20 protein-coding genes are annotated in these 20,181 nt (G+C 62.8%); 7 read left to right on the top strand and 13 right to left on the bottom strand.

Annotated elements, in window-relative coordinates; translation table 11 throughout:
* Positions 1-75: 75 nt before the first annotated feature.
* Positions 76-1,086, bottom strand: a complete 1,011-nt coding sequence (locus tag CKW09_RS05355) for a phosphotransferase enzyme family protein (protein WP_061796219.1) — start codon at positions 1,084-1,086, stop codon at positions 76-78.
* A 252-nt stretch (positions 1,087-1,338) separates the two neighbouring features.
* Between CKW09_RS05355 and CKW09_RS05350 the strand changes: the two genes are divergently transcribed.
* The 3 genes from CKW09_RS05350 to licT all read left to right on the top strand — a co-directional run bounded on the left by CKW09_RS05350 (position 1,339) and on the right by licT (position 5,105).
* On the top strand, positions 1,339-2,646 hold the full coding sequence (locus CKW09_RS05350; protein ID WP_061796218.1) for an aspartate aminotransferase family protein: 1,308 nt from the start codon (positions 1,339-1,341) through the stop codon (positions 2,644-2,646).
* A 62-nt stretch (positions 2,647-2,708) separates the two neighbouring features.
* Positions 2,709-4,076, top strand: a complete 1,368-nt coding sequence (eat, locus tag CKW09_RS05345) for an ethanolamine permease (protein ID WP_095100025.1) — start codon at positions 2,709-2,711, stop codon at positions 4,074-4,076.
* Between the two features lie 186 nt (positions 4,077-4,262).
* Positions 4,263-5,105: a BglG family transcription antiterminator LicT gene (gene licT, locus CKW09_RS05340; RefSeq protein WP_061796217.1), complete on the top strand. Its 843-nt coding sequence runs from the start codon at positions 4,263-4,265 to the stop codon at positions 5,103-5,105.
* Between the two features lie 97 nt (positions 5,106-5,202).
* Here licT and mak read toward each other — a convergent pair whose 3' ends face one another.
* A complete protein-coding gene (gene mak / locus CKW09_RS05335) occupies positions 5,203-6,111 on the bottom strand; it encodes a fructokinase (protein WP_061796215.1) in 909 nt (302 codons plus the stop codon).
* Positions 6,112-6,312: 201 nt separating this feature from the next.
* On the opposite strand from mak, the gene CKW09_RS05330 reads away from it, so the two are divergent.
* A complete protein-coding gene (locus tag CKW09_RS05330) occupies positions 6,313-7,047 on the top strand; it encodes a response regulator (RefSeq protein WP_095096009.1) in 735 nt (244 codons plus the stop codon).
* Between the two features lie 55 nt (positions 7,048-7,102).
* On the opposite strand, the gene CKW09_RS05325 is transcribed toward CKW09_RS05330, so the two are convergent.
* The 4 genes from CKW09_RS05325 to CKW09_RS05310 are packed head-to-tail and all read right to left on the bottom strand — an operon-like array spanning position 7,103 to position 11,373.
* Positions 7,103-7,789, bottom strand: a complete 687-nt coding sequence (locus tag CKW09_RS05325; protein ID WP_095096006.1) for a D-lyxose/D-mannose isomerase — start codon at positions 7,787-7,789, stop codon at positions 7,103-7,105.
* A gap of 58 nt (positions 7,790-7,847) precedes the next feature.
* Positions 7,848-8,789: an ABC transporter substrate-binding protein gene (locus tag CKW09_RS05320; protein ID WP_061796212.1), complete on the bottom strand. Its 942-nt coding sequence runs from the start codon at positions 8,787-8,789 to the stop codon at positions 7,848-7,850.
* 42 nt (positions 8,790-8,831) lie between these two features.
* A complete protein-coding gene (locus CKW09_RS05315; RefSeq protein ID WP_061796210.1) occupies positions 8,832-9,821 on the bottom strand; it encodes an ABC transporter permease subunit in 990 nt (329 codons plus the stop codon).
* A gap of 28 nt (positions 9,822-9,849) precedes the next feature.
* The gene (locus CKW09_RS05310) at positions 9,850-11,373 is read right to left on the bottom strand and encodes a sugar ABC transporter ATP-binding protein (protein WP_061796209.1); all 1,524 of its coding nucleotides are present in this window, start codon (positions 11,371-11,373) and stop codon (positions 9,850-9,852) included.
* A gap of 142 nt (positions 11,374-11,515) precedes the next feature.
* Here CKW09_RS05310 and CKW09_RS05305 point away from each other — a divergent pair, with 142 nt between their 5' ends.
* Positions 11,516-14,107 carry an ATP-binding protein gene (locus CKW09_RS05305; protein WP_095096003.1) on the top strand — a complete coding sequence of 864 codons (2,592 nt, stop codon included), beginning with the start codon at positions 11,516-11,518 and terminating at the stop codon, positions 14,105-14,107.
* Positions 14,108-14,195: 88 nt separating this feature from the next.
* Positions 14,196-15,107: a recombination-associated protein RdgC gene (gene rdgC, locus CKW09_RS05300; RefSeq protein ID WP_061796207.1), complete on the top strand. Its 912-nt coding sequence runs from the start codon at positions 14,196-14,198 to the stop codon at positions 15,105-15,107.
* A 64-nt stretch (positions 15,108-15,171) separates the two neighbouring features.
* Here the strand turns inward: rdgC and ppnP are convergent, their stop codons facing one another.
* The 3 genes from ppnP to CKW09_RS05285 all read right to left on the bottom strand — a co-directional run bounded on the left by ppnP (position 15,172) and on the right by CKW09_RS05285 (position 16,290).
* Positions 15,172-15,462: a pyrimidine/purine nucleoside phosphorylase gene (ppnP, locus tag CKW09_RS05295; RefSeq protein ID WP_095096000.1), complete on the bottom strand. Its 291-nt coding sequence runs from the start codon at positions 15,460-15,462 to the stop codon at positions 15,172-15,174.
* A 175-nt stretch (positions 15,463-15,637) separates the two neighbouring features.
* Complete coding sequence (locus CKW09_RS05290) at positions 15,638-15,838, bottom strand: YaiA family protein (protein ID WP_061796205.1); 201 nt, start codon at positions 15,836-15,838, stop codon at positions 15,638-15,640.
* A gap of 47 nt (positions 15,839-15,885) precedes the next feature.
* Positions 15,886-16,290 (bottom strand): nuclear transport factor 2 family protein, encoded by a 405-nt coding sequence (locus tag CKW09_RS05285; RefSeq protein ID WP_095095997.1) that lies wholly within the window; start codon positions 16,288-16,290, stop codon positions 15,886-15,888.
* A 97-nt stretch (positions 16,291-16,387) separates the two neighbouring features.
* Between CKW09_RS05285 and CKW09_RS05280 the strand changes: the two genes are divergently transcribed.
* Positions 16,388-17,137, top strand: a complete 750-nt coding sequence (locus tag CKW09_RS05280) for a helix-turn-helix domain-containing protein (protein WP_095100023.1) — start codon at positions 16,388-16,390, stop codon at positions 17,135-17,137.
* Here the strand turns inward: CKW09_RS05280 and CKW09_RS05275 are convergent.
* From CKW09_RS05275 to CKW09_RS05260, 4 genes are all read right to left on the bottom strand, one after another.
* The gene (locus tag CKW09_RS05275; RefSeq protein ID WP_095095994.1) at positions 17,101-17,673 is read right to left on the bottom strand and encodes a TetR/AcrR family transcriptional regulator; all 573 of its coding nucleotides are present in this window, start codon (positions 17,671-17,673) and stop codon (positions 17,101-17,103) included. The two genes, CKW09_RS05280 and CKW09_RS05275, sit on opposite strands and share 37 nt — an antisense overlap.
* 80 nt (positions 17,674-17,753) lie before the next feature.
* The gene (locus CKW09_RS05270) at positions 17,754-18,803 is read right to left on the bottom strand and encodes an aldo/keto reductase (protein WP_095095992.1); all 1,050 of its coding nucleotides are present in this window, start codon (positions 18,801-18,803) and stop codon (positions 17,754-17,756) included.
* 173 nt (positions 18,804-18,976) lie between these two features.
* Positions 18,977-19,501, bottom strand: coding sequence for a shikimate kinase AroL (aroL, locus tag CKW09_RS05265; protein WP_061796200.1), 525 nt, complete (start codon positions 19,499-19,501; stop codon positions 18,977-18,979).
* A gap of 115 nt (positions 19,502-19,616) precedes the next feature.
* Entirely contained in the window at positions 19,617-20,135 is a 519-nt protein-coding gene (locus CKW09_RS05260; RefSeq protein ID WP_095095990.1) for a GNAT family N-acetyltransferase, read from the bottom strand.
* Positions 20,136-20,181 lie beyond the last annotated feature (46 nt).

Here is a 20,181-nt window from a genome sequence, read left to right as displayed (position 1 = left end):
AGCCTCTCACCGGCGGAAGACAAATCACCAAAAATGCGCATTTTCGCCGCCGTGCCGCCTACTTTTGGTGCGCTCTTAGAGGGAGCCGACGGGCAGAAGGTCGGTTTCCAGGTAGCGGCGACACAAGCGCACGCTGTCCGTCGCCCAACCATCGCCCAGGCTACGCGCCATTTCAGTTTCCGCATGGGAACCCGCCCAGGCTAAAAGCTGAATGCGCCGCTGGATGATAAACGTTGGCACCATAGCCAGATCGCGCTCATCTAACGGGCAGATATGTTGATAGCCTGCCAACCAATGCGCGACCCACTCCTGCGCCCGCGGATGATGTTCGACAAAGCTGATCGCCGCCGCCAGATCATGCAAATACCAGCCAAAACCACAGTCATCGAAGTCAATGACCCGCGTTTCCTCCCCTTGCAACAGCAGATTGCTCAACCGCAGGTCGGCGTGGATCAGCCCGTAACGCTGGGGTGCCTGACCATAGGCCAACAGTTCGTCATTCACCCGCACCAGCGCTTCTTCAATGAGCCGATGGCTGGCCCTCGCCAGATACGGCGCCTCCCGCCAACAACCCCAGTGCCCTTTTTCTCCGATCATCGAGGGATGATCCCAGACAATCCGCCTGAACCCCGCCGGCGGCCGCCAAGTGCGGCTATGTTGATGCAACTGCGCGGTGATCTCGCCAAGCCGCAAGAAGGCTCGGGGATCAACCCCGGTAGTCGGCATTTCACCGTCGATCCAATCGAAAATCACCAGGTGGCGCACGGATCCATCCTCCAGAACCACGTTTTGCACCCGCTCGCCGTCGGCTCCGCGAACCGCCTGTGGCACCTGGATGCCCTGTTCGTTCAGCGCGTCCAGCCAGCTCAACTCGCTTTCGATCTCATCGCGCCGATGGTAATTAGCGCGGTGAAGGCGCAGCGCAAAACGCCGACCATCATCGCTATCCAGCCGGAAGGTGGCATTTTCAGAACGGCACAGCAACCTCAGCCGGCCATTGAGCGATAAGGGGTAATGCCGCAGGCCCCGTTCGGCAAGCTGCTGCAGCGTCTGGTTATCCAAAGTGTCGTACTGTGTTGCTGTCATAGGGCGTACTCCATGAATCAGTGGCCTTCCAGCATGAAATGCCCCCTCTCACCTCGCTTGACCTCGGAACCCCAAATTTTGACTTTATGGCCCAGCGATCGGCGGATCGGACAAAAGTTGACCGCCAATGCCGCCGGTCGCCCATCCGGGGTCAAGTCTTGCCCTTGCCTCATGGGCATTATCAAACGACCCGCCTCGATGGGGGCAAGCCTTCATCTTTGCCTTGCGGACCTACAAACTGGAGATTTCCCCATGCTGAAAACCAATGCCTTTGACGCGGCCGCCGGTAGCGGTCTCGCGCCGGCCACCCTGGCGATGATCGAACGCCGCCGCCGACTGCTCGGCCCGGCCTACGAGCTGTTTTATCAGAACCCGTTGCATCTGGTGCGCGGCGAAGGCGTCTGGGTGCATGACGCCGAGGGGCGGCGTTATCTGGACGTGTACAACAACGTGCCGTCGGTTGGCCACTGCCATCCGCACGTGGTGGCGGCGCTGTGTCGCCAAGCCTCGCTGCTCAACACGCATACCCGCTATCTGCATGAGAACGTACTGGACTTCGCCGAGAAATTGCTTGGCACCATGCCGCCGGCGTTGAGCCAGGTGATGTTTACCTGCACCGGCAGCGAGGCCAACGATCTGGCTCTGCGCATTGCGGAAGACTACACCGGCGGTACCGGCGTGATCGTCACCGAGTACTCCTATCACGGCATGACCGCCTCTATCGCGGCGCTTTCCGCCTCTATGGGCCCCTACGTAAAGGTGGGGCGTGACGCCAGAGTGATCCCGGCACCGGTGCATAATCCCGCTAATCCTGCCGAGGTGGGCAAACGTTTCGCCGCCGACGTACGCACCGCTTTGGAGGACATGCGCCGTCATGGCATAAAACCTGCAGCATTGCTGGTGGACACCTTCTTTACCAGCGATGGGGGTTTTTTCGATCCGCCAGGTTTTCTGCGCGAGGCGGTGGACGCGGTTCGCCAGGCCGGGGGGCTGTATATCGCCGATGAAGTGCAGCCGGGCTACGGCCGCTCCGGCGAACATATGTGGGGCTTCCAGCGCCATGGGCTGGTGCCGGACATCGTCTCGCTGGGCAAGCCCATGGGCAACGGCCATCCGATGGCGGGCATCACCATCAAGCCGGAGATCCTGCAGCGCTTCGGCAGCGAATCGAGCTACTTCAACACTTTTGCCGGCAATACCGTTTCTTCGGCGGTCGGTCTGGCGGTGCTGGAAGTGATCGAGCAGGAAAACCTGATCCCGAGCGTGCGGCGCGCAGGTAACGCGATTGTCGAGGGCATTCGCGCACTGCAGTCGCGTTTTGCTGCCATTGGCGATGTTCGAGGCGCCGGGCTGTTCGTCAGCGTAGATTTTGTTGACGCCGAGGGCCGACCGGACTCTGCGGCAGCGCTCAGGACGGTGAACGCCCTGCGGGAAGAAGGCGTGCTGATCGGCGCCTCGGGCCCCGATGCCAACATATTGAAAATCCGCCCCCCGCTGGTGTTTAACTGTGAGCACGCGGAGATTCTGGTGAGCAGTCTGGAGAAAGTGTTGAGCAAATGACAACCACGGCGCCGGCGCAGCGCTTCGGCCGGTTATGCACCCTTTTCGATCGGGAGAGCGACATGACAATGCAACTTAAGCCCACTCTGGGCACCCTGCACCTTTGGGGGATTGCCGTTGGGCTGGTGATTTCCGGGGAGTATTTTGGCTGGAGCTACGGTTGGGGGGTGGCGGGAACGCTCGGTTTTCTGATCACTACCCTGCTGGTCGCCACCATGTACGGCTGCTTTATCTTCAGCTTTACCGAGTTGACCACCGCCATTCCTCACGCAGGCGGGCCTTTCGCCTACAGCCGTCGCGCCTTTGGCGAAACCGGCGGCCTGATCGCCGGACTGGCGACGCTGGTGGAGTTCGTATTCGCGCCGCCGGCGATCGCCGTGGCGATCGGAGCTTACCTCAACGTGCAATACCCGGCGCTCAATCCCAAATGGGCGGCCGTAGGCGCCTATGCAATCTTTATGACGCTGAATATTCTCGGCGTAAAACTGGCGGCGCTGTTTGAACTGTGCGTCACGGTATTGGCGGTATTCGAACTGCTGGTATTTATGGGCGTTGTGGCACCGGGCTTCAGTTTCAGCAATTTCGTTCTCAACGGTTGGGCGGGCAGCGATCATTTCGGCGGCGCTGCGTTATCCGGCATCTTCGCCGCCATCCCTTTCGCCATCTGGTTCTTCTTGGCTATCGAAGGGGCAGCCATGGCGGCGGAAGAGGCGAAGGATCCCAAGCGCACCATTCCACGCGCCTATATATCCGGTATTCTGACGCTGGTGGTATTGGCCTTGGGCGTGATGCTGCTGGCGGGCGGCGCCGGTGACTGGAGCAAGCTGTCAAACATCAACGATCCGCTGCCGCAGGCGATGAAAATGGTTGTCGGTGAAAACTCCGGCTGGATGCACATGCTGGTATGGATTGGCCTGTTCGGCCTGGTAGCCAGCTTCCATGGCATTATTCTCGGCTATTCACGCCAGTTCTTCGCACTGGCGCGCGCCGGGTATCTGCCGACCTCTTTGGCCAAACTGTCACGATTTCAAACGCCGCACCGCGCAATCCTGGCCGGCGGCGCGATCGGCATCGCCGCCATCTTCAGCGATGGCTGGATCAATCTCCAGGGCATGAGCCTGACCGCGGCGATGATCACGATGGCGGTGTTCGGCGCCATCGTAATGTATCTGATGAGCATGCTTAGCCTGTTCAAACTGCGCCGTATCGCACCGGAACTGGATCGCAGCTTTTTGGCTCCCGGGTATCCGTTGGTGCCGGCGATCGCGCTGGTATTAGCGCTGATCTGTCTGATCGCCATGCTGTGGTTTAACCCGGTCATTGGTGGGCTGTTCATTGCTCTGATGGCCTGCGGCTACCTCTATTTCCTGCTGACCAAAAACCAGCGTCGCAATGCGCCCCGGGACCTGATGCTGTCCGGCAGTGACTGAGAAATGTGACCGCGGCGGCAGTCCGCGGTGAAAACCGTTGAGCCGGCATCGCCAAGGGTTATCATGCCTTGATAACAGGATTGTTACTGTAGATAACCCAAGATACAGGCAAAACCTGACGCCCGGGATCGCTTCCGGGCGTCGGGTTTTTTGGTTTTCAGCGCGCTGAAACATCCGGGAATAACCATGAAAATCGCTAAAATACTCAATAATAACGTGGTGATTACGCTGAACGACCGTCAGGAAGAGACGGTGGTGATGGGGCGAGGCATCGGCTTTAAAAAGAAGGCCGGCGACGCGCTGGACGAAAGCCTGATCGAAAAGGTGTTTTCCCTCAATGGCGGCGAGATGGCCGAACGCTACAAGGAGCTGCTGGCGGAGATCCCGCTGGCCTGCGTGGCCACCGCCGACCAGATCATCACCCTCGCCCGCCAGCGCCTGCCGGGCAAGCTGCACAACATCGTCTACATCACGCTGACCGACCATATCCACTTCGCGCTGCAGCGCCATGCGCAGGGGCTGGATATCAGGAACGCGCTGCTGTGGGAGATTAAAAAGCTCTATCCGGCCGAATTCGCCGTCGGGCGGGAGGCCCTGGCGCTGATTGCCCAGCGGCTGGAAACGGCCCTGCCGGAAGACGAAGCCGGCTTTATCGCGCTGCACCTGGTCAACGCCCAGCTCAACGACGAAATGCACAACACCCTGCACATCACCCGCGTGATGCAAGAGATCCTCAACATCGTCAAATACCATTTCCGTTTCGATTACAACGAAGAGGCGTTGAGCTACCACCGCTTTGTCACCCATCTGAAATTCTTCGCCCAACGGCTGCTGGGGAAAAACTACGTCGACAGCGACGACGATTCGCTCTATCAGGTAGTGAAGGAAAAATACCGCGAGTCATTCGCCTGCGCCGGAAAAATTAACCGGCACGTCGAAAAAAATTATCAGCACCGGCTGACCAGCGAAGAGACGATGTTCCTGACCATCCATATCGAACGGGTGCGCAGCGAAAGCGAGGTGAAATAATCTTCGGCGATGCCCGCCGACGCGCGCTGAGTGGATTTGGCTGCGTGCCTGTTGGCGCGAACAAGAAGCGCGAGCGGGCCCGCGCCTTAAGCCGGAATTACAGCTGCGGCCACAGCCAGGCCGCGCCGCGCACGCCGCTGGAATCGCCGTGGACCGCCTTGCGGATCGGCGTCTCGCATTCACCGCCGAACACCCAGGACTTCACCCGCTGCGGGACGTTTTGATACAGGCGATCCACATTGCTCATGCCGCCGCCGAGCACCACCACGTCGGGATCGAGAATATTGATCACCTGAGCCAGCGATTTCGCCAGGCGCATTTCATAACGGCCGATCGCCCGCTCCGCCAGGGCATCGCCGCGCCCGGCCAGCGCCATAATTTCATGGCCCGGCAGCGGATTGCCGCTCAGGCGCGCATAGTCGGTGGCGAAGCCGGTGCCGGAAATAAAGGTCTCGATGCAGCCCTGTTTGCCGCAGTAGCACGGCACTTCGCTGCGGTAACGCAGCTCGTCTTCATCCATCCAGGGCAGCGGATTGTGCCCCCACTCGCCGGCGATGCCGTTGCCGCCCGAATGCGCCTGGCCGTTAAGCGCCACTCCGGAACCGCAGCCGGTGCCGATAATCACCGCAAACACGGTTTTCTTGCCGGCGCCGGCGCCGTCGGTGGCCTCCGATACCGCCAGGCAGTTGGCGTCGTTGGCGATGCGCACCTCCCGCGCCAGCATCGCCGACAGGTCCTTATCCAGCGGCTGGCCGTTGAGCCACACCGAGTTGGCGTTTTTCACCAGCCCGGTAAACGGCGACAGCGTGCCGGGAATGCCGACGCCGACCGAGCCCTGCTGGCCGGTACTGTCCTCCGCCAGCCTCACCAGGCTCACGATAGCCTCCAGCGTTTGCCGATAGTCGTGGCGCGGCGTGGCGATACGATGGCGGAACAGCTCCCGCCCGTCGTTCGCCAGCGCGATCACTTCAATTTTAGTGCCGCCCAAATCGATACCAATGCGCACGTTTTTTCTCCTCAATGCACCACAGCGTTGCCACAGCCTAATGTAACCGGCTTTCGGGATCACTCAATTACCGTCGAGTGTGACGGCGATGGCAATTTCCGCATCAGATCCCCGCCCGGCTACCGCTTATTAATTAGCCATCGGGTACACTGTTTTTAACCATCCGATAACATTCTTCATAATAAAATCCGGAGAGCAGCGATGAAACCTGCCGTATTGATCGTCGATGACGATCCCGCCATTTGTGACGTGCTCCGCGACGTGCTCAATGAGCACGTCTTTACCGTTCACGCCTGCCACCGGGGCAGCGACGCTTTAACCTTGCTCGATCAGCAGCCGGACATCGCGTTGGTGCTGCTCGATCTGATCCTGCCGGACACCAACGGCCTGCTGGTGCTGCAGCAGATCCACCGCCAGCGGCCGGATCTGCCGGTGGTGATGCTGACCGGCCTCGGTGCCGAATCAGATATGGTGGTCGGCCTGGAAATGGGCGCCGACGATTACATCGCCAAGCCGTTCAACCCGCGCGTGGTGGTCGCCCGCGCCAAGGCGGTGCTGCGCCGCACCGGCGCGCTGGCGCTGGAACCGGCCGCCGGCCACAAGGCCGAGGGTTGGCAGTTCAACGGCTGGTGCCTGGATACCGCCCGCTGCACCCTGCGGAACCCGCAGCGGCAAACCGTCGATCTCACCCAGGGCGAATATGGCCTGCTGCTGGCGTTGGTGCAGCACGCCCGCAAGGTGCTGACGCGCGATCGTCTGCTGGAACTGACCCACAGCGAAACGCTCGAGGTGTTCGATCGCACCATCGACGTGCTGATCATGCGGCTGCGGCGCAAGATCGAGATCAATCCCCACCAGCCTGAGCTGATCCGCACCATTCGCGGATTGGGCTACGTGTTCGCCGCCGACGTCAGCCAACCGGTGGCCGCCGCCTGATAGCGCCCGGCCGCTCCGGCATGCGCCGGTGAAATCAGCGCCCTCTCGTCGTCCTTCAGTCGATAAAGCGCAAATATTCATGGCACAGCAGCCACTGCGGCGGCTGGTCCTCTTCAATCGGGCTATAGCGGGAAAGCGGCGTCAGGAAGCGGTTATCGTGGTCGTCGTCGTTCACCGAAGACACCTCGCCCACCAGCACGTCGCCAAAGCCTTCCTCGCCCCAGAAACTGTGGTAAATCCCCGGCGTCAGGCAGATGCTTTCCCCCGGCGCCAGCCGCAGGCGCGACCCCGCGGCATGGGTCTGGCGGCAGCCGTCCAGCGTAACGGTCACCGCCCCCTCGGCCAGCCGCTCCTGCCCATCGGCGTTGTGCAGCTCCACGATCAGGTTGCCGCCGCCGCGGTTGATGATGTCTTCCCGCTTGCGCCAGTGAAAATGCATCGGCGTCACCTGCGCCTCGCGGCAGTGCATCACCTTCTCCGCATAGCCTTTGGCATAGGGCTGGCCGCCGGGCGAGCCGTTGCGCAGGGTAAACAGCGTCAGCCCGCAGCGGGCGAAATCCTCGTCGCCAAAGGCGGTGACGTCCCAGCCCAACTTCAGGTCGAACACCTCTTGCCACGACTGTCTGTCGAGCCGGCGCCATGCCGGCGGGCTGAAGTGGGCAAAGGGCGGCAAATGGACATCGAAACGGGCGAAGAAGTGCTGGGTTTGCTGCAGGATCCGGTTCACTTCGGAACGATTCATGGCACCTCCGGAAGCGGTAAAGCGGGCCCGCTGCGCGCAGGCCCCGAGCGGCAGGAGGTTATTTCACCGTCCAGCCCTTGTAGGTGGCGATATTGTTTTTGTCGATCATCGTCACCGGGATCAATACCGGGGCGGTCGGCGCCGGCTTGCCCTGCAGAATGTCGTAACCGATCTCGACCGCCTTGGCCGCCATCACCTGCGGATCCTGCGCCGGCGTCGCCACGAACAGCGAATTTCCGCGCTTCAGCGCCTCTTCGCCGTCCGGCGAACCGTCCACGCCGACGATAAAGAACTCGCTGCGCTGCGCCTGCTTGGCCGCCAGATCGGCGCCGATCGCCGTCGGATCGTTGATGGCGAATACGCCGTCGATCTTCGGATTGGCCGCCAGCAGCGAGGTCATGATCTCCAGGCCGCCCTCGCGGCTGCCCTTGGCGTTCTGGTTATAAGACAGCAGCTTGATCTGCGGGTGCTTTTTCAGCTCGGTCATGCAGCCTTCCACCCGGTTTTGCACCGCAGAGACCGGCGGGCCGTTGATGATCACCACGTTGCCTTGCTCCTTCAGGCGATCGCTGATGTATTTGCAGGCCATCGCCCCGGCCTGGGTGTTGTCCGACGTGATGGTGGCGTCGGCGCCTTCGGCCGCCACGTCGACCGCCACCACCACGATGCCGGCGTCTTTGGCGCGTTTCACCGCCGGGCCGATGCCCTTGGAGTCCGCCGCGTTGAGGATGATCATATCGACCTTGGCGGCGATGAAGTTATCAATCTGCGCCACCTGCTGGCCGAGATCGTAGCCGCTCGACACCAGCGTGACGTTGACCTTGTCGCCCGCCAGCTCGCGCGCCTTCATTTCGGCGCCCTTGGTGATCTGCACAAAGAACGGGTTGGCCAAATCGCCCACCGTCACCCCGATCGACTTCAGCTCTTTCGCCTGCGCCAGCGAGGCGCCGCCGAGCGCGGCGGTCACCAGCAAGGCGGTAATCAATGGCTTGAAACGCATAGTGTTTTCCTCGTTATTATCCGGTGTTTGAAGCTCTGCTGCCTAATGTTGATAGTTGCGGGTACGGTATTTGTCGATCAGCACCGCTATGATGATCACCGCCCCTTTGATCACCAATTGCCAGAAGTAAGAGACGCCCATCAGCGTCATGCCGTTGTTCAACGTCGCGATGATCAGCGCCCCCACCAGCGTGCCGGTGATGGTACCGATGCCGCCGACGAAGCTGGTGCCGCCGAGGATCACCGCGGCGATGGCGTCCAGCTCATAACCCATGCCGAGGTTGCCGTTGGCGCTGTACAGCCGCGAGGCGCTCATCACCCCGCCGAGGCCGGACAGCAGGCCGCTCATGCCGTAAACGAACAGCAGCACCGCGCCGACCTTGATGCCGGTCAGGCGCGCCGCCTGCATGTTGCCGCCCACCGCGTAGATGTGCACGCCCAGCGTGGTGCGGCGCAGGATGAACCAGCACAGCGCGATCACCGCAAAGGCGATGATCACCAACCAGGGGATCGGCCCCAGATAGGCGTTGCCGATCCATTCAAAGCCGATGTTGGAGTTGATGATGGTGGTGCCGTCCGCCAGCAGATAGGCGGCGCCGCGCAGCGCGGTATAGGTGCCCAGGGTGACGATGAACGGCGGCAGCCCGGCGTAAGCCACCAGAATGCCGTTGAACAGCCCCATGCCCAGGCCGGCCAGCAGCGCCAGCGGAATCGACAGCCCGGCCATGCCGGGCATCAGCGAAACCGCCATCGCCACCACCGCGGTGGTGCCGAGCATCGAGCCCACCGACAGATCGATGCCGCCGGTCAGAATGATAAAGGTCATCCCCGCCGCCAGCACGATATTGATCGACGCCTGCCGGGCGATATTCAGCAGGTTGGCGTCGGTAAAGAAGTTGGGGGCGACAAAGCCGAAAACGGCGACGATCAGGATCAATATCGGCAAAATGCCGACGGTTTGCATCATATCGCCCAACAATGCTCGTTTGAGCGTCGGGGCTTTGGCGCCTGGCGGCAGCGGATTTGAAGTCATGACAGGCTCCTTGAGCGTAGGGGTGGAATTATTCATGGGGGATCGCCTGCGGCTGGCCGGCTTCGACGCCGGTGGCCAGCGTCATGATGTTTTCCTGGCTGATGTCCGCGCCGCTCAGCTCACCGACGATGCCGCCTTCGTGCATCACGTAGACCCGATCGCTCATGCCGACCACCTCCGGCAGCTCGCTGGAGATCATCAGGATCGCCACGCCCTGCTGCGCCATCTGGCTCATGATCCGGTAGATCTCGCTCTTGGCGCCCACGTCGACGCCGCGCGTCGGCTCGTCGAGGATCAGAATGCGCGGGCCGATCGCCACCCAGCGCGAGATCAGCAATTTTTGCTGGTTGCCGCCGGAAAGCCCGCCGGCCCGCACCTGCGCGTGCGGCACGCGAATGTTCAGCAGGCCAATCGCGTCGCGCGAGATGTCCTGCGCCTTGCGCCGGTTGAGCAGGCCGTAGCGGCCATCGCGCTCCAGCGTCGCCATCACGATATTTTCATGCGCCGCCAGATCGAGGAACAGCCCCTGCTCCTTGCGGTTCTCGGTCAGGAAGCCGATGCCGAGGGCGATGGCGTCGCGCGGCGAGCCGATGCGCACCGGTTTGCCGTCGATCGCCACCGTGCCGCCGGTGGCGCTGCGCACGCCAAAGATCAGCTGCGCCAGCTCGGAGCGCCCGGCGCCCACCAGCCCGGACAGGCCGACAATCTCGCCGGCGCGCACCTGCAGGCTGACCGGCCCGATCTTCTTGCCGTCGGTCAGGCCCTGCAGCGTCAGCCGGGGTTCGCCCACCGCCACGCCCCGCGCCTTGTTGAACAGGTCGCTCAGCGGCCGCCCCACCATCATGCGCACCAGTTCGCCGGCGGAAAGCCGGTCGCGCAGCAGGCTGCCGACGTACTGGCCGTCGCGCAGCACGCTGACGCGATCCGACAGCTCGTACACTTCGGCCATCCGGTGACTGATGTAAATGATCGCCATGCCCTCGTCGCGCAGCCGTTTGATCAGCGCGAACAGCCGCTGCGTCTCGCGCGAAGACAGCGCCGCCGTCGGTTCGTCCATGACCAAAATGCGGCTGTTGCGGTGCAGCGCGCGGGCGATTTCCACCTGTTGCTGTTCGGCGATGGTCAGCTTCATCACCCGGTCGCCGGCGCTGAACTGCGCGCCCAGCCGGTCGATCACCTGTTGCGCCTCCAGCAGCATCTGCCGGCGCTGCACCAGGCCGCCGCGCTGGATCTCGCTGCCCAGGAAGATGTTCTCGGCCACCGTCAGATTAGGCGCCAGGTTCATTTCCTGATAAATCAGCGTGATGCCTGCCGCCAGGGCGTCTTTTGGCCCTTTGATGGCGAACGGCTGCCCATCGATAAAGATTTCCCCGCTGCTGGCGATATAGGCGCCGGCCAATATTTTCATTAAGGTGCTTTTACCCGCGCCGTTTTCCCCCATCAGCGCGTGGATCTCACCGCGATACACCGTCAGGTCGACGCCCTTCAGGGCATAGAACTGACCAAAACGCTTGGAGATGCCGTGCATTTCCAGGATCGGCGTCGCGCTCATTGTCATCCCTCGGGTTGCGGTTCGGATTAAGCGCAGTTAACCACGGGCAGATAAATGCAAAATGTCAGCATCCGTTCATCTTTGTCATATTGTTAATGGAGCGCGGATTTATACTGCGAACAGTCGGTTACGGGGGAATACCATGCGCAGACTGCCTTTCCTAGCCGGTGCGCGCGGGCGCCTGCTGATGTTCAACCTGCTGGTGGTGGCGGTAACGCTGATGGTCAGCGGCGTGGCGATCGTCGGTTTTAACCATGCGGGCAAACTGCAGGAGCAGGTGCAGGCGCAAACGCTGAAGGAAATGAACGGCAGCATGGCGCTGAGCCGCGACACCTCGAACGTGGCGACCGCCGCCATTCGGCTGTCGCAGGTGGTCGGCGCGCTGGAATACCAAAGCGAATCCGCCCGGCTGAAACAGACCCAATTGGCGCTGCAGGCCTCGCTCACCCGGCTGGCGGACGCCCCGCTGGCGCGCAGCGAGCCGGAGCTGGTCCAGCGCATCATCAGCCGCAGCAACGCGCTGGAAACCAGCGTCACCCGCATGCTGGATCTCGGCCACGCGCGCCACCTGCAGCGCAATATCCTGCTCAGCGGGCTGTACCAGACCCAAAGCACGCTGCGCCATATCGCCGGGCTGAATCAGCTCGGCTCGCCGCCGCAGCCGTTGCTCAGCCAGATAGACCGGCTGTTGTCGATCGCCATCCAGACCCCGACGCCCAAGGCCGCCGCGCAGCAGTTGGACGCGGTGATGGCCTACTGGCCGCCGCACAGCCCCGATGCGCTGATGAATGAAAAAATGCAGCAGTTCCGCGCCAGCGAGCGGCGCCTGCTGCCTGAAACCCTGGAGCTGGAACAGAGCGACCTGGCGCTGGCCTATTACACCTACCACATCAAGGCGCTGGTCGCGATGCTCAACGACGACATAAACCTCTATGTGCGGAAGGTGGCCGGCGAATCGGACCTGCGCACCCACCAGACGCACCGCGAGCTGAACTCCATCAGCATTTTTATCGCCCTGTTCGCCCTGCTGGCGCTGGTGATCACCGGTTTTGCCGGGCTGTACATCTACCGTAACCTCGGCTCCAACCTGACGGCGATCGCCAACGCCATGACCCGGCTGGCGCGCGGCGAACGCGACGTCGGCGTACCGGCGTTGCAACGCCGCGACGAGCTGGGGGAACTGGCGCGGGCGTTTAACGTGTTTGCGCGCAACACCGCTTCGCTGGAGCAAACCTCCCGCCTGCTGAAAGAAAAAAGCACCCAGCTGGAAACCACCTTTCTGGCGATGCGCGACGGCTTTGCGCTGTTCGACAACGCCGGCCAGCTGGTGGTGTGGAACCCGCAGTACCCGCTGCTGCTGGGGCTGCATGAGCACCAGCTGCACCGCGGCCAGCACTACCGCGAGCTGCTGCAGCACGTGACGCCGCCGCCGGGCCAGCGCTGGGAAGCGGTGCTGGCCAACCTGACCAGCGAGCTGCCGCAGCCGCAGGAGCTGCGCCTAAGCGACGGCCGCACCGTCGAGCTGCGTTTCAGCCCGGTGCCCAACCGCGGGGTGGTCAACGTGGTGCTTGAACGCACCGAGCGCAAGGCGCTGGAAGAGGCGTTGCTGCACAGCCAGAAAATGAAAGCGGTCGGCCAACTGACCGGCGGCCTGGCGCATGACTTCAACAACCTGCTGGCGGTGATTATCGGCAGCCTCGAGCTGACCACCCGCCAGACGCAGGACGCACAGACCGAGCAGCGCATCGCCCGGGCGCTGAAGGCCGCCGAGCGCGGCGCGCAGCTCACCCAGCGGCTGCTGGCGTTCTCCCGCAAACAGGCGCTGCATCCGCAGGCCATCGCGCTGCGCAGCCTGGTGGAAAACCTGCAGGAGCTGCTGAGCCATTCGCTGCCGGCGACGCTGACGCTGACCATCGAAGCGCAGCAACCCGGCTGGCCGGCGTGGATCGACGCCAATCAGCTGGAAAATGCGCTGATCAACCTGGTGGTCAACGCCCGCGATGCGATGGCGGGCCGCAGCGGCGAGGTGAAGATCCGCATCTATAACCAGCGGGTGGTGCGCAGCGACGGCAAAAAGCAGGACATGGTGGCGCTGGAGGTGATCGACAGCGGCAGCGGCATGTCGGAAGAGGTCAAGGCGCAGGCGTTCGAGCCGTTCTTCACCACCAAGGCGGTCGGCCGCGGCAGCGGGCTCGGGCTGTCGATGGTGTACGGCTTCGTGCGCCAGTCCGGCGGGCGGGTGCAGATTGAAACCGCGGCGGGCGAAGGCACGCTGGTGCGGCTGCAGCTGCCGCGCGCGCCCGCGCAAACGGCGACGGCGCCTCCTCCCCCCTCGGCAGAAGACGGCGACAGCGCCGATCATCTGGTGCTGGTGCTGGAAGACGAAAACGACGTGCGGCATACGCTGTGCGAACAGCTGCATCAGTTGGGCTACCTGACGCTGGACTGCGCGGACGGCCGGGAAGCGCTGGCGCTGTTGAGCCAGACGCCGGACATCGGGCTGTTGATCAGCGATTTGATGCTGCCCGGCGAGCTGAACGGCGCCCAGGTGATCGCCCAGGCGCGCGCGCTCAATCCGCAGCTGACCGCGCTGCTGATCAGCGGCCAGGACATGCGCCGGCATGGCGCCGGCGATCTGCCGGACATCGAGCTGCTGCGCAAGCCGTTCAGCCAGCGGCAGTTGGTGCTGGCGCTGCAACGGGCGCGCCGGCGAAACGCAATTAGGCGGGAATGAGGCGATTTTTCGTCGTCAATTCGTTATCATGCCGCCCTGCTTTTGACGAATCAGCGTGCCAAACGCACGCCCAGCCAGGGATAACATTATGCTGTGGTTTAAGAATTTGATGGTTTACCGTTTGAGCCGCGAAGTGGCGCTAAATGCGGATGAAATGGAAAAACAGCTCAGCGCGTTTGCCTTCACCCCGTGCGGCAGCCAGGACATGGCGAAAACCGGCTGGGTCTCCCCGATGGGTTCGCACAGCGATGCATTGACGCATTCGGTCAACGGCCAGATCGTCATCTGCGCGCGCAAGGAAGAAAAAATCCTGCCGTCGCCGGTGATCAAGCAGGAGCTGCAGGCCAAGATCGAACGCCTGGAAGGCGAGCAGCACCGCAAACTGAAGAAAACCGAGAAGGACGCGTTGAAGGACGAAGTGCTGCACAGCCTGTTGCCGCGCGCCTTCAGCCGCTTCAACCAGACCTTTATGTGGATCGACACCGTCAACGATCTGATCATGGTCGACGCCGCCAGCGCCAAGCGCGCCGAAGATACCCTGGCTTTGCTGCGCAAGAGCCTGGGCTCGTTGCCGGTGGTGCCCCTGACCATGGAAAGCCCGATCGAGCTGACGCTGACCGAATGGGTGCGCTCCGGCGAAATGCCGGCCGGTTTCGCCATTCAGGACGAAGCGGAGCTGAAGGCGATTCTGGAAGAAGGCGGCGTGATCCGCTGCAAGAAGCAAAACCTGATCAGCGATGAAATCGCGGTGCACATCGAAGCCGGCAAGCTGGTGACCAAGCTGGCGGTGGACTGGCAGGAACGCATTCAGCTGATGCTGTCGGACGACGGCTCGCTGAAGCGCCTGAAATTCGCCGACACGCTGCGTGAGCAGAACGACGATATCGATCGCGACGACTTCGCCCAGCGTTTCGACGCCGACTTTATCCTGATGACCAGCGAGCTGGCGGCGTTGATCAAAAACACCGTCGAAGCGCTCGGCGGCGAAGCCCAGCGTTAACCGCCCCCAGAAACAATCAGGGCTCAGCGTCTGCCGAGCCCTGCGTTCCCGCCGAACAAAGACCTTATTTGCTCAGGTAACGGCACAGATAGGCGGTCGCGTCGGCCACCTGCAGGTTGAATTCGCTGTGCCCCGGCACGAAGAACTTCTCACCCTGCGTAAACACCTGCCAGTCCGGCGACCCCGGCAGCAGCACTTTCAGCGCCCCGGTGATCACCGTCATTTCTTCCGGCTGTGCGGTGCTGAAGGTGTATTCGCCCTCTTCCATTACCCCCACGCTGGTAAGACCGATGCTGCTACTGTCAAAACCGATAGACTTCACTTTTCCGGCAAAATATTCATTTACTTTCAGCATAGACTGGCACCCGCGTAATCATCTTGATGGAAAAACCATATTGGGGGATTACGGTTGATCTGTCACTGGTTTTTGACGCGAAATGCGATCGCGGCGCAGAGTAAGGCACGGCGGGCCTCAGCGGCGTGAAGCCTCGATGGGAAACCGGCACGACGCCGGTTTCGATTGCGGCAGGTTAATCCTCCAACGCCGGATCCTCATAACGGTGCTTGGCGTCGAGCGCTTCCTGCTCGGTTTCATGTTCACTGAGCAGCGTATTCGGCTCAATGTCGTCGGTGCGCACTTCGAAACGGCGCATTTGCAGACTGGGGTCTCCCCGAAAAACCGCCACCACGCGGGCGCTTCTTGGGTAGCCGGGTTGGTCATTTTCGCGCATGCTGTTCTCCCCTGTGATCCACACAGTAGCAAGTATAGCAGCCGGTCTCAGTCCGACACGCGTGAACCGAGATCGCGATCGCCGTGCGCGCCCTCCAGCAGCTCGGTCAGCTCGTCGCAGGCGCGGATGCGGCCGTCACGCACGGTGAAATGCGCCAGCACCCGCACCAGGCTGCGAGTGCCGTCGCGTTTTTCCACCCGCACCCGATGGTGAGTCAGCACCGCGTCGCCCTGCGCCGCCGCCGCGATAACCTCCAGCGCCATGCTGCGCGTTTGCTGCTTCAGCAGCGCCATATGCCGAACGAACTGCGCGTAGTCCAGCGTATGGCCGTCTACCCGCTGGCGATAATCCGCGCTGAAAAATTCGGCGATCAGCGCCGGCTGGTGCTGCGGGTGGGCGACGATCTGCTGCAGGGCGTCGAGCACCCGATGTAATGGGGTTGGCGGGTTCATGCTTTTTCTCCGAAATGGGATGAATGATGATCCTATCGCGCAACCTTGCTGGCATAATAACCGCATTCAGACTTTCAATAACGCTAAACGGCCAAAGATGACGGCGATACGCAGCCAACGGCTGCAGCATGAAAAAAAGCACCTGACCCCGTGGCATCGCCATGCCGACGGGCAGATCTACCTGCTGACGCGCGGCATGCTGGCGCTGGAGCTGCCCGGCCGGCAGTGGGCGATCACCGCCGGCAACCTCGGCTGGCTGCCGCCGCACTGCGCGCATCAGGCGCTGGCCTGCGGCAGAGTGGCGGGCTGGAGCCTGTATCTGCCGGCGAATAGCGCGCCTGGGCTACCGCCGCAGCCGCGGCTGCTCACCGCCACCCCGCTGATGCAGGCGCTGGTCGAACGCATCGCGCAATTTGCCGAGGGCCCGGCGGGCGCCCCGCAGCAGCGGATGCTGCAGGTGTTGCTGGATGAGATGCACAGGGAAGACAGCCCGCCGCTGCAGCTGCCGCTGCCGCAGGACGCCCGGCTGCTGAACATCGCCCGGGCGCTGTTGAACGATCCGGCCAGCGAACGCAGCCAAAACGCGTGGGCCGGCTGGGCCGGGCTGAGCCCGCGCACCCTGAGCCGCCGTTTTATGCGCGAAACCGGCGTCAGCTTTGCGCGCTGGCGCCAGCAGGCGCGGGTGCTGCGATCGCTGGAGCCGCTGTCGCGCGGCGAACCCGTCAACCGGGTCGCCAGCGCATGCGGCTATGACAACGTCAGCGCCTTTATCGCCGCCTTTCGCCAGCGTTTCGGCACCACGCCGGGCAGCTATTTCTGCTCTGGATCCGGCGACGTCAGCGCCTGACGCGCCGCATCGAGAAACTGTTCAGACAGCGCGTCGCCGCGGGTGGCGCGCGCCAGGGTCAAGGCGCCCACCAGCATCGCCATCTGCGCCAGCGCCTGCTGCCGCTCCTGCCCGGGCGACAACGATTGCAGCCGCGCCAGCATCGCTTGCACCCCGCTGAGGTAGGCCTGACGCACCGGTTTGTCCTCCCCCTCGCGCGCCACATCGCCGGCCAATGCGGCGACCATGCAGCCCTCCGCCGGGCAGTCGCGGTGTTTGACATCCAGATAACCGTCGACCAGCGCCTGCAGGCTGCGTTCGCCCGGCAGGTTTTCCCAGCGCCGGCTGGACTCTTCGGCCGCCCGGCGGCTGGCTACCGCCGCCAGTTGGTCCTTGGAGGCGAAATGGCCGTAGAAACCGCCGTGGGTCAGCCCCACCGCCGCCATCAGATCGTTGACGCTGACGCCGTTCAAACCGCGCTCGCGAAACAGTTGCGAGGAAACCTGCTCAATCGCCTCGCGATTGCGCTCCATCTGCTGTTTTGACACCCGGGCCATGCTGTTCTCCTTATCAATCAGGCACCATCTTAGGCCATCCTCCTATGCCGCTCAATAGATGATGCCCTTCATCAAAAAGGTCAGGCGCGCGGCGCGAGCAAAGGGATGAAGCGGCTGCTGTCGCCGCCCTGCGCCCGCGCCAGCGTTTCGGCAATTTGCCGGTGCGGCGTGCCGAGCTCGATGGCGCTGATCTGATCCAGCCGCGCCGCCTGCGATTCGCTGAGGGTCAGCGCCAGCGCCGCCAGCGTGTCGTCCAACTGTTCCCGGGTGCGTGAGCCGAGGATCGGGATCAGGCTGGTGGCGGCCTTCGCCGCCCGATGGCGCAGCCAGGCTATCGCCACCTGCACCGGCTGCGCCTGCAGCTCCTGCGCGATCGCCAGCACCTCATCCAGCAGCCCGGTATCGCGCTCGGTATGCACCAGCCGGCCCGCCAATCCGGTCAGGCGGCCGGCGTCGCTGTGCCGATACTTGCCGGTCAGCAGGCCGCCGCCCAACGGCGACCACAGCGCCGCGGCCATGCCCAGCGCTTCGGCCATCGGCAACAGCTCCCGCTCCGCGCTGCGTTCCACCAGGCTGTACTCCACCTGAATGCCGGCGATGCGCGACCAGCCGCGCAGTTCCGCCAGCGTATCCGCCCGGGCGATGCGCCAGGCGGGGAAATTGGACAACCCCGCATACTGGATCTTGCCGGCGCGGATCAGATCGTCGAAGGCGCGCACGATCTCCTCCATCGGCGTCAGGTTATCCGAGAAATGCGCCCACAGCAGATCGATGCGATCGGTATTCAGGCGTTTCAGGCTGGCCTCGACCGCAGCGATCATCGTCTTGCGGCTGTTGCCGGTCAGCCCGATGCCGCCGGCCGGCGAAGCGTCCAGCGTGTATTTGGTGGCGACCACGAAACTGTCGCGCTCGGCGGCGATAAACTCCCCCACCATCTGCTCCGACTGGCCAAACTGATAGCCGTCGGCGGTGTCGATAAAGTTGCCGCCGGCTTCCGCATAGCGGTCGAAAACCTGTTTGGCCTCGTGTTTTTCCGAGCCGTAGCCCCAACCGGTGCCGAAATTGCCGGTGCCCAAAGCCAGTTCGGAAACGCGCAGGCCGGTATTGCGGCCAAAGGTGGTGTATTTCATGCCGGTGCCTCATAACGTGGATGACGGTTAATAGATGACGATTGTCATTTATTTATATATGACACCCATCATTTATAAAGGCAAGCGCCATGGACAAACATTTTGTGCGCCATCGGGAAAGCAGATCGGGGATTGGGCACCCATGCGGCGCCCAAAGGAATAAGCGGCGGGGTTTATTTTACCGTTTCGCGCTGCAGCACCGCGAGGATCTGCGCCACCACCTGCTGCGGGTTGCCGGTGCCGTCCATCACATGATGCGCCGTTTCCTGATACAGCGCCTCACGCGCCGCCAGCACTTCGCGCATTTCTTCGGCGATCGGCCTGCCGGTCAGCGTCGGACGCTGCGCATCCTCGGGGTACTCTTCCAGCCGCTGCGCCAGCACGCTGGCCGGGGAGCGCAGATAAATGACCGTGCCCTGCCGGCGCATGAACTGACGGTTTTCTTCCGCCAGGATCGCGCCGCCGCCGGTGGCAATTATAGTTGACGGTTTTGTCACGGTCTGCAGAGCGATGCTCTCGCGGCGGCGGAATCCCAGCCAGCCTTCGCGCTCGACCATTTCCGCCACGCTCATTTGCGCCGCCTGCTGCATAAACAGATCGGTATCGACGAACTGATAGCCCAACGCCAGCGCCAGCGCGCTGCCTACCGTGGTCTTGCCGGCTCCGCGAGCGCCTACCATGAACAGGGTTTGTGTCATTACGGGTTGTCCCTTATACGGTGACTTGAGTGCATTGCATATCGAAATACCGGCGAACCGAGCGTGCGATGGCGTGGATGCTGCATCATACCGCCCTCAGCCTGTATTTCAATATTTACGATAGTGTAAATTCCATGGCACAGCGACTGTCGGCGGCGAATCCGTGCGCCGCATCGGCGGCCAGGTGCCGCCGCAGTTCGGGCGAAAGCTGCGGCTCCTCGATCGGCAGGAAGCCCAGCCGCCGATAATAGGGCGCATTCCACGGCACCGCGGCGAAGGTGGTCAGCGTCAGGCGGTGGGCGCCCCGCCGCTTGGCCGCATCGGCCACCGCGGCGATCAGCTGACGCCCCACGCCCCGTCGCTGCCAGTCATCGGCCACCGACAGTTCGGCGATGTGCCAGTCGGCCTGCTGCGGCTGCACGGCGATAAATCCGGCGATCGCCCCCTCCCGGCTTTCCGCCAGCCACTCGCTCCGCCGTTCGATAAAATCGGCGTGCCGTTGCGCGCTCATGACCTCGCCATCGGCGATAAACCGCCATTCAGGCAGCCGGCGGAACAGCTGCGCCGCCGAGCGTTCGACCGCCATCAGCAGCGGGATATCGCGCCGCTGCGCCAAACGAATCTGCAGGCTCATGGGTTCTCCTTAACGTCGGGGCCGGCCATTTAACCAGATTTCACCG

Origin of the sequence: Serratia ficaria, from assembly GCF_900187015.1 — a bacterium.
In the GTDB taxonomy this organism is placed as follows: domain Bacteria; phylum Pseudomonadota; class Gammaproteobacteria; order Enterobacterales; family Enterobacteriaceae; genus Serratia; species Serratia ficaria.
The sequence above is the reverse complement of the archived record's forward strand: the minus strand, read 5'-3'. Positions and strand labels throughout refer to the sequence as shown.